The sequence below is a fragment of the Pseudomonas sp. WS 5079 genome, assembly GCF_012985465.1.
In the GTDB taxonomy this organism is placed as follows: Bacteria; Pseudomonadota; Gammaproteobacteria; order Pseudomonadales; family Pseudomonadaceae; genus Aquipseudomonas.
On sequence record NZ_JAAQWN010000006.1, the window covers coordinates 75,280 to 88,314 of the forward strand.

The window sequence follows — 13,035 nt, forward strand, 5'->3', positions numbered from 1 at the left end:
CTCATGCCACTTCCTCTCGAAACAGATTCTCCTGGGCCAGATCAAAACGCCCCAGCACCTTGACCTTGGACGATGCACTCAACTCGGCAAACGACAGCACCGGCACATGGTTGAACTCCTCCAGCAACAAGGTGCGCAAGGGGCTGCGCAGATCCTGCGCAACCAGCAGCACGCTTTTGCTCTTGGGGCGCACGGAGAAGGCCTGCTTGAGCAAGCTGACCAGCGCCGCACTGCTTTCGTTATCCAAAGAAAAGAACACCCCGGTCTGGGTCTGGCGCAGGGCGTCGCGCAACACGTTTTCGGTGTGCGGTGACAACAGCCAGGCATGCAGGCCATCGGTTTCGCTGTACTGGTGCAGGATCTGCGACTTGAGGGCAATACGCGCATAGTCGGCCAGGGCATCCGGCTCACGTTCATGCTGGCCGTGCTCGATCAACGCCTCGACAATCAGGCGCACCGCCCGTAGCGGTACGCCCTCGCCGGCCAGGCGCTGCAACACCGACGAAAAACGCGACAACGGCATGATCCGCTGCAGTTCCTGCACCAATTCCGGCTGGTTGAACTCCAGCCAACTGAGAATCGCCTTGCTCTCCTGGATGCCGAGGAACTGCGGGCCGCTGAGCAGCATCGCTCGCGTCATGCGCTCCTGGAGCAGGCTGTAGGCCGTCGAGCGCGCCAGATGCTCGTCCGCCAGCAGCGGGTCATCAGGGGCAAACCACATCCAATCCTGTTCGTCGCGCTCCGCCAGGCCCCTGCTGCCACTTGCGGGCTCGCCCGCAAATGCCGCCATTTCCACACCCACCCAATGTCCCAGCGTGGCCTTCAATATCGGCACTTCATGCACGCAGAAACGAAACTCATCGTCGGCCAATGCCGGGGCGAACTCGACTTCAAACGGCGGTAGGGTCAAGCCAATCTGGGTCACCAGGCTATTGCGGCTCTGGCGCACCCCGTGGATCACATCCGATACCAGCGGGCTCTCCTGCAAGGCCAGCGGAAACTGCAACAGGTACGGCCGCGACGGGTCAAAGCCGCGCAGATCCTCCACCCCGTTCTGCTCTGGGGGGACGGTATCGGTGGCCGGTTCCTGCGACTGTTCCTCACGCTGGCGGCGGCGCATCAGGAAATAGCCGAGGCTGCCGGTCATCAACGAAATCAGGATGAACACCACCGTGGGCATCCCCGGCAGCGTGGCGAAGGCGAGCATGCCCACCGAGGCAATCATCCAACTCTTGGGCTCGCTGGTCATTTGCCGGGCAATCTCGGCGCCCATGTTGTTGCTGCCTTTATTGCGCCCGGAAGGCGCTACACGGGTGATGATCATGCCGGCGGTCAGCGAGATCAGCAGGGCCGGAATCTGCGCGATCAGGCCGTCACCGATGGTCAGTACCGAGTACAAAGCCATGGATTCGCCGGCACTCATGCCATGCTGGAACATGCCGGTGGCGAAACCGCCCAGCAAGTTGATCACGACAATGATCAGCCCCGCGATGGCGTCGCCCTTGACGAACTTCATGGCCCCGTCCATGGCCCCGAACAACTGGCTTTCGCGTGACAGTTGCTCACGTTTGTCCCGGGCCTGGTTGCCGTCGATCAGGCCGGCGCGCAGGTCGCTGTCGATGGACATTTGCTTGCCGGGCATCGCGTCCAGGCTGAAACGCGCCGCCACTTCCGCAACCCGCTCCGAACCCTTGGTGATCACCAGGAAGTTAACCAGGGTCAGGATCATGAAGATCACCAGGCCCACCGCGAGGTTGCCGCCCACCACAAAGTTGCCGAACGCCTCGACAATGTCGCCGGCGTCCTGCTCCAGCAGGATCAGGCGCGTGGTGGCAATCGACAGCGCCAGGCGAAACATCGTGGTCAGCAGCAGGATCGACGGGAACGATGAAAACGCCAGCGGCCCCGGCAGGTACAGCGCCAGCACGATCAACAGGCAAGAAATACAGATATTGAGGGCGATCAGGATATCCACCAGCCAGGTGGGCAGCGGCACGATAAAGATAAACACAATGGCCATGACCACCACCGCGCCCAGCACCTCGGCGCGTTGTGCAACCTTCAACAGCACGCCGTTGATGGCCCGCAAAGCACTCATGCCTTCAATTCCGGCCACGTGTGGGTATGCCGCGTGCCTCGCTCCTGGGTGGCGTACTCCAGCAGGACCTGCTTGTAGCTGTTCAGTGCCTCCTCGCGCCGTCTTGCATCACACCACCAGGCCAGCGGCAAGGCCTTGAGCTCCGGGAAAAAGGTGCTCAGCGACTGTAATTGGTGAGCCCACTGATCGCCCCCCAGGTCCCGGGCCAGGTGCTTGATTTCGTGGGGCGCAAGACCGCTGGCCGCATACCCCAGCAAGCGCTGCAACAGGCCCACCGCGTCCAGGGGCAGTTCGGGGTACAACAGAAGGAACTTGCCGATCAGATCCTTGCAGCGGGCGAGCACACCACTCAGGCGGCTGCAGTCATTCAAGCCCAGCAACAGGGTGCGCAACTGGCCCCGGTCTACCGAAGAGGTCTGCGCGGCAATATCGTCGGCCAGGGCGCGGCGGATCAGCTTGAGCCCGGACTCAAAGTCCCCGCCCCCGAACAGCCCCAGCAGCGACTGCATAATGGTCGCCAGCGATTGGGTCGTGACCACGCTGGTGTAATACAGGCTGCGCACCGCCTGGCGCAGCTGCGGGTCATCACTGCCGGCCTGCAATGCCAGTGCGGTGTTCAGGCCCGCCTGGATCTGTGGTTTGTAGTGGGCCTCAAGGTCAACCAGCGAACTGCGCGCCAGGCTCGCCTCGGCGGTACGCCCCTCGGCGTCCGCCTGCAGCGCCACGTGCTTGAGCACCACATACGCGCGCGCCGGGTCGTTGCCCGTGATATCCATCAACTTGCCGACCTTGGCGCCGACCAGCAGTTGCACCCTGACGTTACGGGCAACGGTCGCCATTGTCGTCTGCGCCGGGTGCCCCAGTTGATCATAGAGCTGCGTCAACTGCTCGGCCGCTGGGGCCCGCAGGCCCAGTTGGCGCTGGCCCAGCGCCCGGCCATTGAATTCGACCTCCTGGGTGAACAGCACACTCAGATCGTCAGCAACCGGAGCGTTTATCGGAACCGGCAGCCCACCCTCAATCCGTGCCGGGGCCGGTTGATTCAGGGGCGCGGGGGTTTGCACTTCAAGATTGGGATCGACTTTCATGGGAGTGCCAGCACAAGAGATTCGTATCCTTGTGTGGCTGGGACAGCCCATACGGTTCCATCCTCATCCGCTTTGCATCAGCAATGAAAATACCCGCACAAACCCACGGCGGCTTGCGCAAGCTCTTGCATGAAAAACACCTAAAACAAGATATTTCGCTATATATATCAATTAGATACAGACAATTTCCGATTGGCACAAGCGGTGCTAACAGGGTTCTCGTCGAAGCCATTTCGACTGCTTATACCCTGAGGAAAAATCATGGATATCCCTATCAGTGTTTTAGTTAATCTTCCCCGTGACCCTGGCCAATCCATCCAAGATCTGTCCGACGACCACCACAAACGCCTGCGCCGGTTCATTCATAAACGCGTTTTGAACCCGGAGGATGCGGACGACATCCTGCAACTGACGTACCTGGAGGCCTGGCGTAACCGCCATCACTTCAGCGCGCAGGCATCATTAAGCACGTGGATGTGCGGGATCGCGCTGAATCTGATCCGCAATCACTTCCGCCGCCTCTATGCCAAGCCGGTGCATTGCGAGTTCGACGAGTCGCTGTCCCATGGACATAACGAAGAGCAGGACCTGGCGCGCCAATTCGAGATCAACCGCCGGCTGGAAAACACCCTCAGCGCAATCCAGAACCTGCCCCTGGAAATGCGCAACACCTTGTATGCCTCACTGGAAACCGACGGTAGCTACCAGGACACCGCCGATGCCCTGGCGATCCCGATTGGTACCGTCCGTTCCCGCCTGTCCCGGGCACGGGAACAGCTCAAACGTGCGACAAAATCTCATCCATTCCAATAGGAGAGGGAATGCCCATGGATAGGGCCCTCCCCCGGCTTCAAGCCTTTTTCGAACGTGGCAACAGAATCGCCAGCACCCCGAGCAGCGGCAGGAACGAGCACAGCGTGTACACGTACTCGATGCCGTGGATGTCTGCCAGGTAGCCCAGCAACGCCGCACCAATCCCGCCAAACCCGAACATCAGGCCGAAGAACACCCCGGCGATCATTCCCACATTGCCCGGTACCAATTCCTGCGCGTAAACCACAATCGCCGAGAACGCCGAAGCCAGGATAAAGCCGATCACCACACTGAGCACGCTGGTCCAGAACAGGTCGACATGGGGCAACAGCAGGGTAAAAGGCGCCACACCCAGGATCGAGAACCAGATCACCGCCTTGCGGCCGATCTTGTCGCCAATCGGCCCGCCAAAGAACGTGCCCGCCGCCACCGCCCCCAGGAACAGGAACAGATGCAACTGCGAGCTGGCCACCGACAGGTCGAACTTCTCGATCAGGTAAAAGGTGAAGTAACTGGTGAAGCTGGCCATGTAGAAGTACTTGGAAAACACCAACAGCCCCAGCACCACCAACGCACCGAGCACGCGGTTTTTCGACAGGCCGTGGGTAGCGGCCTGGCCCTGCTTGAGTTTGAACAGGTTCAAATGGTTGCGGTACCAGCGGCTGATCGCATACAGCACACCCAGGGCGAATACCGCGAACAAGCCGAACCACGCCACATTGCCCTGGCCATACGGAATGATGATCGCCGCCGCCAGCAACGGGCCAAACGCCGAACCTGCGTTACCGCCAACCTGGAAGGTCGACTGCGCCAGGCCATAGCGCCCACCCGAGGCCAGGCGCGCCACGCGGGACGCCTCCGGGTGAAAGGTCGAGGAACCAATGCCGATCAACGCCGCCGCCAGTAGGATCAGCGGGAAACTGCCGACCTGGGACATCATCAAAATCCCCACCAGCGTACAGATCATCCCGCAGGGCAGCAGGAACGGCTTGGGATGGCGATCGGTGTAATACCCCACCCACGGCTGGAGCAGCGAGGCCGTGAGCTGGAACGTCAGGGTAATCAGGCCGACCTGGGTAAACGTCAGGCCATAACTTTGCTTGAGCATCGGGTAGATCGACGGCAACACCGCCTGGATCAAGTCATTGATCAAGTGCGCCAGCGCCACGGCGCCGATGATACGCATGACCAACGGGCTGGATTGCGCCGCGGCCGGCGTCGTAGCCACTGAAGGCTGGGAATTGGTAAGAGCCATGAGGAACGTTTCCGTACAGCAGATGGATGCACAGGTGCAGGTGCGACAATGTGCCATTTTTCGGGGCAGGAAGGCTATCCCGTTAGCAGGCTAACGAGTAGGTGAATCGATGCAGCGCTCATGGGTTGTAAAGGGCCAACAAGATGGATCCGTCTAATTTGAGGGACATTTCCTAGAGAATCCTTCGGCCTTGTGCCTGGTAAGAACACCCCACATCAAAGGTGGGAGCGGGCTTGCCCGCGATGGCGGTGGGTCAATCAACTCCCGTATTGGCTGGCTCACCGCCATCGCGAGCACGCCCGCTCCCACACTTTGATTTTCGCGACCTGGGGAACTGCACAAATCCCCAGCCACTGGTCGCCTCACCCGGTGTTTTTGCTTAAACAGTTGATAGCGTAGATAAATTTTCAAAAAAAGCGCTTGACGCATTCCCGTTCTCCGCGAATAATGCGCGCCACTTGGCTACATAGCTCAGTTGGTTAGAGCATAGCATTCATAATGCTGGGGTCCGGGGTTCAAGTCCCTGTGTAGCCACCAAGTACCGATCCATAGATGTCTACAGCAGTCTATGAATCACCTCAAGAAGCCCGCCTCGTGCGGGCTTTCTTGTTTCTGGCTGTCCACCTCTATCTACCCCTATCCTTCCCCTCCGTGTATGCCCACGTGTATGCTTCATAAAAAATTGAACTGAAGGCATACAAGGATGAAACGCACAGATATCAAGCGACGCCCTCTCGCTGACACGACACTCTCCAGCCTGGAGCCTGAGGCCGGGACATACCGCGAACTAGACAGCCCAGGGCTGTATTTCAGGGTCAAGCCAAACGGCCAGAAGTCCTGGGAGTTACGTTACAAGAAGCCGGACGGCAAATGGTCATGGCTTGGTCTTGGCGGCTATCCGGAAGTGGGTGGCGCTTTCGCTCGACAGAAAGCGGCTGATCTACGCGCAGACGCATCGGAAGGTAAGAACCCGATCACCTCGAAGAAAGCTCGCCAAGCCGCCGAGATCGACGCGGCCAATGACACCTTTGAAGCATTGGCAAGGGAGTGGCACACGTCTCGCCTTAGCGGCTGGGATGCTGGTACGGCCAAAAGGATACTTGGCGCACTCGAACGCCATGTATTCCCCTCGCTCGGTAAACGCCCCTACACCTCAATCATGTCGATGGAGTGGATGGAGCTATTGAGAGGGCTTGAGCGTCAGGGGATTCTGGAACAGATGAGCCGTGTGAGGGCCTACTGCAAAGATATCTATGACCTGGCTCGCGTAACAGGCAGAGCCGTCAACAACCCGTTGGAGGGTGTGCATAAATTTCTGTCCTCGGGAAAGGCAGAGAACTACGCCCACGTCTCCCCCGATGAGCTTCCGGGGTTACTTCGAGCGATACGCTCCTACCCCCACGCGAAAGATGTTCAGCTCGGCCTGAGGCTGCTGACCCTGATGGCTGTACGCCCCAGCGAACTCCGAGAAGCACACTGGGTAGAGTTCGATTTCGACAAGAAGCTCTGGACCGTTCCAGTCGAGCGCAAGGGCCGCAAGAAAGGTCGTGAGCACCTGGTGCCACTATGCATTCAAGCAGTGGAAGCACTATTAGAGCTTCGGCAAATAACCGGAGCTTACCCACTCCTGTTTCCAGGTAGAAGCGACCGCACTAAACCCCGCAGCGATACCGTATTCCTAATGGCACTCAGACGCCTTGGTTACGAGGGCCGCCAGACCGGCCATGGCTTCCGCCACATCGCCAGCACGATCCTCAACGAGCACGGATATCCAGCTGACCATATCGAGGCCCAACTCAGCCACAAGGCACAAGGTGTTCGAGGGATTTACAACAAGGCTCAGTACCTTGAGCAACGCACACAGATGATGCAGTGGTACGCCGATCATCTCGACTCCCTAGAGGCCGGGAATGTAGTGCAAGGTCAATTTGGGAAGGCAGTGTGAGAGCACTTACCCTGCCCCCCTCTAAATCCGGTGTAACGCGTGTTACTCGTGTAACGCCACTCGCCGAGTGCCCGGATTCATTGGCTTTCACGCACGTTACACAGTTCAACAGCTTAACGTATATGCGATGTAACACTGCCCTTGCGTGTAACGCCAAAGTCATTACATGCCTGCTGTGGGCAAGCGGTCTAAACATGCGCCTACAAAACGGCTTTCGCTGGCCACTCGCTTTGAATGCAGGGCGCGGGACTCCCCGTTACACGGTGCCTGAGACAGTTGGCAATGAATGATCACCAACCCATTTTGCATTTGGCGTTAAGCCGAGGCTTGTTCAGTTATCTCTCTACGCAACCGCTCTATGACCTCTGCCGTGAGCAGGTCACTGACGCCTGTCGTTTGATCGACCAATGCTGTCTGCGCATTCATGGTGAAGATATCAACAAAGATCTTGTCAGCATGTGCATTCAGACGACGATCCATGAGGAGACAATTTTTCAGTATGCCTCCACCGACACTAGTGCACGCCTCGCGCATTGGGTCCGCATGTACAGCAATTGCTACTCGGCATCAGAGCGTGATGCTCATTCTGCATACATCATGGCTTGTGCCGTAAAAGCGCTGGAGACGATAGCCAGCTGGATGCACACAGCCGACCAAGAGGCGTGGTCTCATGTCTCCGAACTTCCCACCGACTGGCCCAAGGATCTCTACTGCCAATTCGTAGAGATGCAGGTCGATCCGAACACGCGCATTGAGGCGCTTGATCAGTACGTCCTCCACTTGGAACCGATCACGTCCTTACCCTGCCTTACCGCAGATGAACTGAGACCTATCGCCCACCGCGCGATTAAGAATGCCACCCGCAAAATCGGCGGCATCATCAGCGGCATGGAGCGTAACGAAGAGATTAGCGTTCGAGACGCCGCAATAGTTAAACAGGGACGTCACTACCGCGCAGCGGGGATGTTCAAACGCAACGTTGCAACGAAGGTACATGCCTGGCTACAGCGTGAGGTCGCCAAACCTCCAAAACAACGGCCTGATTGGATTGCACTTGAAACCGAAAAGCCCCTAACTCGCAAAAGCGTTGAGACCATTCTCAAACGCAACTTGGTGCTGTAGCTAAAATTTCAATCGGATTTCAATTGGAAGTGAACTGCTCACCACCGACCTACACCTAGATCATTGCTCTCAGTCCTAACCAGTCGAGAGCAAGACCTATGAAAGCCCCTATCACTGAAATTCCCCGCCTTAACCCAACCACTCCAAGTCCAATGTTTGACGCATCGTCGACATTGATCCGTATGCCCGAGGTCGAGCGGATCGTGGGCATGAAGCGCTCCACCATCTACAAACTCATGCAGCGCACAGATAGTGGCTTTCCCCTGCCCGTCAAATTGAGCAACAGCAACGCTCGCGGCGCGCCAGTAGCTTGGGTTTTATCTGAAATCCAAACATGGGCACGAAGCCGCATAGAGGCTCGCGACCAGGTGGCAGCATGAAAAATCGTGTCGCCAATAGGGCCATCGTGCAGCCCTTTTCTGTACTCAGAAAAGTCGGGTTCTCGTCACGCGGTATGCAGCGTTTTGAACGTTACCGCACGGAGCAAAAACGCCTGAACCGGGACGTCATGGTGATGCGATGGAGAGATGGCATCTGGTGCGCATTGTCAGTTCCTTGCCAAGCCCCGCAAGCAATCATCGTCGACGAAGGCCAACAGATAGACGCCTACGAGGATGCACGCGCCTGCCTCGAAGGCGACCTGTTGCCCTTTGTCTACCTGCGCTGGGACGTCCATGCCTGAAACGAAAACGCCCCCGGCGGCAACCGGAGGCGTTGAGGTGAATCTACATGCTTGATCAATTTATGCCGCATCGAAAAAATCCGCAAGTGATCTGCACAGTTGCACTTTCAAAAAACGGGCGTTACTCTCTGGCTGTCGCTGCAAATTCAGCGAACGGGTTTGGCGACCCGAGTACATACAGGCGCACAGGCGCCCCATACCGATTGCAGGCGCTTTTTTTGTGCCCGCATTCCTGCTTTATGGCGGCTGTGCGTGGGAGACCTTCGGGTCTGCCGGGGTCCTGTATGCCCGGTTCGCCAACCCGCGCACAGCTGCCACCCGAATTCGTTTGGCGACGATCAGTGGCAGCTCCTCACATACAGGAGCTTCACCAAATGCACGCCCTCAATCCGTCCAGAATTCGCGCCGCCGCTCATCGAGCAATGGCTCTCGCCGCTTTACACGCAAACTCCAGCCTCGCTACACGCCTTTCCCGCTACAACGCCCATATGTCCAAGGCTCGCGCCCTGGAAGCCGCAGGGGGTGCCCAATGAACATGCTCCCAGGCTTTGCACTGCCCGAGGATCTCCTCTGCGTCAGCCAGGACGCCGAAGCCGGTCTGCCTATCGACGCCATCACCTGTGCGCTCGACCGTGCCGACTCCGTTCTCATGCTGCTGGAGGACCACTTAGACGGGGATAAACCCCTGCTCTCCAACCGCGTGCTGTCGTCTGTTATTTGGGACGTGCGCGGCACTTTGGGCTTGATCAAAACACTCACCATGTACGGTGACGCATCTTCTGTGCCGATGAGCCAGAAAGGCGGTGCGCTATGACTCACTCCATCACTCGTGGACGCACCGAGTTTTCTCCTGCCAACGGTAACGGCCAAAACCTGTTTCGGGTGAATGCCGGTATCCCACTGGAGGACGCACTTGAAGCCGTCTCCCAAATTCTGCACCACGCCAATCAACTGATCCTTGACGCCGCCATCAGCGATGCGGGCGAGCGCTTTAGTTGGCCTGCGTTCTACCTCGGAGAGATGGCCAAGGCGCTAATCGACGACGTGAACGAGGCGTTGCTTGAGTCGAGGGCCGCCCTATGACTCAACGCACCGGCAACACCTCAAAACGCCCTAGCTTTGCCGACGTAAAAAGCGTTGCCCTGAAGCACATCGACCGTGTGCTTGCGCACTGGCTGCCCAACGGCAAACGCGTCGATGGTGGCAAGGAATACACAGCACCAAACCCGACGCGCACGGACAAACGTGCAGGCTCACTCAAGGTCAATTTGAGCAAAGGCACCTGGGCGGATTTTGCCACCGGCGATAAGGGCGGCGACCTGATCGACCTGGTGCGCTACATCGACGGCGGCACCGATGTTGAAGCCTGTAAAAAACTGGCAGATCTGCTCAGCGTTTCCGCAGGATCTGCAGCCACCAAAAGCACACCAGCCAAAAGCGCAACGCCGGAGTGGATCGCGATTCAACCGATCCCGGCCGAGGCCATGAACAAGTGCCCTGCCAAACACCGGCAACACGGTGTTCCGTCGAAGGTGTGGATTTATCGCGATACCCAGGGCCAGCCGGTCATGGCGCTGTATCGCTTCGACTTGGGCCCAGATGAAGACGGCAAACCGCGAAAGGTATTTGCACCGTTGACCTGGTGCAAGCGTTCCGACGGGCAAACCACTCAATGGCGCTGGCAAGGCTTGCCTGAACCTCGGCCTCTGCTGCGCCTGGATGAACTGACACAGCGCGCCAATGCGCCTGTGGTGCTGTGTGAAGGCGAAAAGGCTGCTGATGCCGCCGCTGAACTGATGCCCGACCATGTAGCCACGTGCTGGCCGAACGGCTCCAACTCTTGGCACAAGGCCGACCTGACGCCACTCAAAGGGCGCACGGTGGTGCTATGGCCGGATAACGATGCCAGCGGGAAGACCTGCATGGGCGCCATCGAGCTCAAGTTGATTGAGCTGGGCGTCGCTTCGGTACAACGAATCTCGCTCGACGTGTTCAAGCTCAAGCCCAGCAGCAAAGGCGGAAAGCCCACGCTCATCAAGGGTGGAAAATGGGCAGACGGCGACGATGCAGCGGATGCGTTAGCCAAAGGCTGGACCGCTGCCCACGTCGCCGAGCTGGTGCGCAGCGGTGAGTTTTTCGGCGGTGCCGCTGAGCCAACTGAACCTCAAGAACAGAAGGCCAAGGCGCCCGCCAAACGCCCTGCGAAATCGAAAAATGACTTATTGCCGGGCGGCTTTCGCCTGACGCCTGAAGGGGTGTTTTATTCCGGCGATGATGGCGAGGCGCGTCCTGTGTGTTCGCCTCTCGAAATCATCGCCCGCACTCGCGACGACAAAGGCCACAACTGGGGTTTGTTGGTCGAGTTCGACGACCCGGACGGCGCCAAAAAGCGCTGGAATATTCCGGCCCGAACCATGACTGGCGACTTCGGCAAGGATGTACTCGGTCCACTGGTAGACATGGGCCTGCGCCTCGCGGGAAGCCGATCTGGACGTAACGCACGCAACGACCTGCAGAGTTACCTCGGCGGCTTCGATAGCGCCCAGCGCGCACGCTTGGTAACGCGCTTGGGCTGGCACGACAAGGCGTTTCTATTGCCCGAACAACAGATTGGCTCGCACGCCGAACACCTGCATTTTTATGAGGCCGGTGCGCAGTTGCCCCCGATCAGCGAGGCGGGCTCTCTGGGGCAGTGGCAGCAGCAAATCGGCGCGCTGTGCGTTGGTAACCATCGCTTGGCGTTTGTCGTCTCTGTGGCCTTTGCAGGACCTCTGCTCAATCTGCTCGGGCATGAGTCGGGCGGCTTCCATCTCTACGGCGACAGTTCCGGGGGCAAGACTACCCACTTGCAGGTCGCTGCCTCGGTTTATGGCGGACCGCGTCTGGTGCGTTCGTGGCGCTCGACAGATAACGCCTTGGAGTCCATCGCCGCTGCGCACTCAGACGGCCTCCTGGTGCTGGATGAAATCGGCATGTGCGACCCGCGCATTATCGGCGAGACGGTGTACATGCTCGGCAACGGTACTGGTAAGGCACGGGCGAATGATCGAGGACAAGCGGGCCGACAGGTGCAGGAGTGGCGCTTGCTGTTTCTCTCGACGGGCGAGAAAACGTTAGCGCAGCACATGGCAGACGCCAACAAGGAGCTGAAAGCCGGTATGGAGGTACGCATGCTCGCCGTCCCAGCCGATGCGAGCAAAGGTCTCGGCATGTTCGATGTGCTGAACGGTTTTGAAGACGCCGCCGCCCTCTCCGATGCGCTCAAGGCCCGAGTAGCCAAATACTACGGCACGCCCCTCACCGCCTTCCTGCACGCAATGTGTGCACCTGGAGAAATGCTCAGGTGGTCGGTGATCGTTCGCCGCACGGTGGAGCAGTTCATCACCCAAAACTTGCCCGCCTCGGCCAGTGGACAAGCCCAACGTGCCGCCCTTCGCTTCGGTCTGGCCGCAGCGGCGGGAGAGTTGGCCACCGCTTTCGGCGTCACCGGTTGGCCTGATGGTACGGCCACGACTGCTGCACGGGTTTGCCTGCAAGCATGGCTGGCTGAGCGTGGCGGCGCCGGTAACTTTGAGGGAGATGCAATCTTGGCCCGGCTACGCCAAGTCATCGAGCGATTTGGAGAAAGCCGCTTTACCCGATGGGAATCTGCCGCCGCCAAGATCGATGAACACGGCCCACGCACGATTGATCGGTTGGGCTTTCGCAAGACGATGGAACACGGCATGGGTGATGCCCTGCACACCACCAACACCTACTACGTGCTGCCGGAGGCATGGCGCTCCGAAATCTTCCGAGGCATGAACCTGAGTGCGGTTAATAAAGAGCTCCTGCGACGAGGCGTTTTAGAGCCTGGAAAGGATGGCAAAGCTTCGACCGCAGTGCGACTACCTGGGCTGGGCTTGCAGCGTTGCTATGTGGTTATCGCAGTGCCAGAGCAGGGTAATCACGGCGCCCAGGCGGCGTAATAACGGCCACGCCATGAGGAATGCTGGCTCATCTTGGCCTGGCCCGCCAACGAAAAAAACCAAT

At 58.8% G+C, this 13,035-nt stretch carries 11 protein-coding genes and 1 tRNA gene; 9 read left to right on the plus strand and 3 right to left on the minus strand.

The window, feature by feature from the left end; translation table 11 throughout:
* Position 1 precedes the first annotated feature (1 nt).
* On the minus strand, positions 2–2,098 hold the full coding sequence (sctV, locus tag HBO05_RS17005) for a type III secretion system export apparatus subunit SctV (RefSeq protein ID WP_170058594.1): 2,097 nt from the start codon (positions 2,096–2,098) through the stop codon (positions 2–4).
* Positions 2,095–3,186 carry a type III secretion system gatekeeper subunit SctW gene (gene sctW, locus HBO05_RS17010; RefSeq protein WP_169954834.1) on the minus strand — a complete coding sequence of 364 codons (1,092 nt, stop codon included), beginning with the start codon at positions 3,184–3,186 and terminating at the stop codon, positions 2,095–2,097. Before sctW ends, sctV begins: the two co-directional genes overlap by 4 nt.
* 261 nt (positions 3,187–3,447) lie before the next feature.
* On the opposite strand from sctW, the gene HBO05_RS17015 reads away from it, so the two are divergent.
* Positions 3,448–3,999: an RNA polymerase sigma factor gene (locus HBO05_RS17015; protein ID WP_169954833.1), complete on the plus strand. Its 552-nt coding sequence runs from the start codon at positions 3,448–3,450 to the stop codon at positions 3,997–3,999.
* A gap of 37 nt (positions 4,000–4,036) precedes the next feature.
* Here the strand turns inward: HBO05_RS17015 and HBO05_RS17020 are convergent, their stop codons facing one another.
* On the minus strand, positions 4,037–5,254 hold the full coding sequence (locus HBO05_RS17020) for an MFS transporter (RefSeq protein ID WP_169954832.1): 1,218 nt from the start codon (positions 5,252–5,254) through the stop codon (positions 4,037–4,039).
* A gap of 460 nt (positions 5,255–5,714) precedes the next feature.
* On the opposite strand from HBO05_RS17020, the gene HBO05_RS17025 reads away from it, so the two are divergent.
* From HBO05_RS17025 to HBO05_RS17060, 8 genes are all read left to right on the plus strand, one after another.
* A tRNA-Met gene (locus HBO05_RS17025) sits at positions 5,715–5,791 on the plus strand.
* 166 nt (positions 5,792–5,957) lie between these two features.
* Positions 5,958–7,199: a tyrosine-type recombinase/integrase gene (locus HBO05_RS17030; protein ID WP_172313487.1), complete on the plus strand. Its 1,242-nt coding sequence runs from the start codon at positions 5,958–5,960 to the stop codon at positions 7,197–7,199.
* Between the two features lie 282 nt (positions 7,200–7,481).
* Complete coding sequence (locus HBO05_RS29345; protein ID WP_262381428.1) at positions 7,482–8,321, plus strand: hypothetical protein; 840 nt, start codon at positions 7,482–7,484, stop codon at positions 8,319–8,321.
* A gap of 98 nt (positions 8,322–8,419) precedes the next feature.
* A complete protein-coding gene (locus tag HBO05_RS17040; RefSeq protein WP_122764487.1) occupies positions 8,420–8,701 on the plus strand; it encodes an AlpA family phage regulatory protein in 282 nt (93 codons plus the stop codon).
* On the plus strand, positions 8,698–9,003 hold the full coding sequence (locus HBO05_RS17045) for a hypothetical protein (protein ID WP_172313489.1): 306 nt from the start codon (positions 8,698–8,700) through the stop codon (positions 9,001–9,003). Before HBO05_RS17040 ends, HBO05_RS17045 begins: the two co-directional genes overlap by 4 nt.
* Before the next feature lie 529 nt (positions 9,004–9,532).
* Positions 9,533–9,817: a hypothetical protein gene (locus HBO05_RS17050; protein WP_056847250.1), complete on the plus strand. Its 285-nt coding sequence runs from the start codon at positions 9,533–9,535 to the stop codon at positions 9,815–9,817.
* The gene (locus HBO05_RS17055; RefSeq protein WP_172313491.1) at positions 9,814–10,086 is read left to right on the plus strand and encodes a DUF3077 domain-containing protein; all 273 of its coding nucleotides are present in this window, start codon (positions 9,814–9,816) and stop codon (positions 10,084–10,086) included. Before HBO05_RS17050 ends, HBO05_RS17055 begins: the two co-directional genes overlap by 4 nt.
* Complete coding sequence (locus HBO05_RS17060) at positions 10,083–12,971, plus strand: DUF927 domain-containing protein (protein ID WP_172313493.1); 2,889 nt, start codon at positions 10,083–10,085, stop codon at positions 12,969–12,971. Before HBO05_RS17055 ends, HBO05_RS17060 begins: the two co-directional genes overlap by 4 nt.
* The last annotated feature ends 64 nt before the right edge of the window (positions 12,972–13,035 follow it).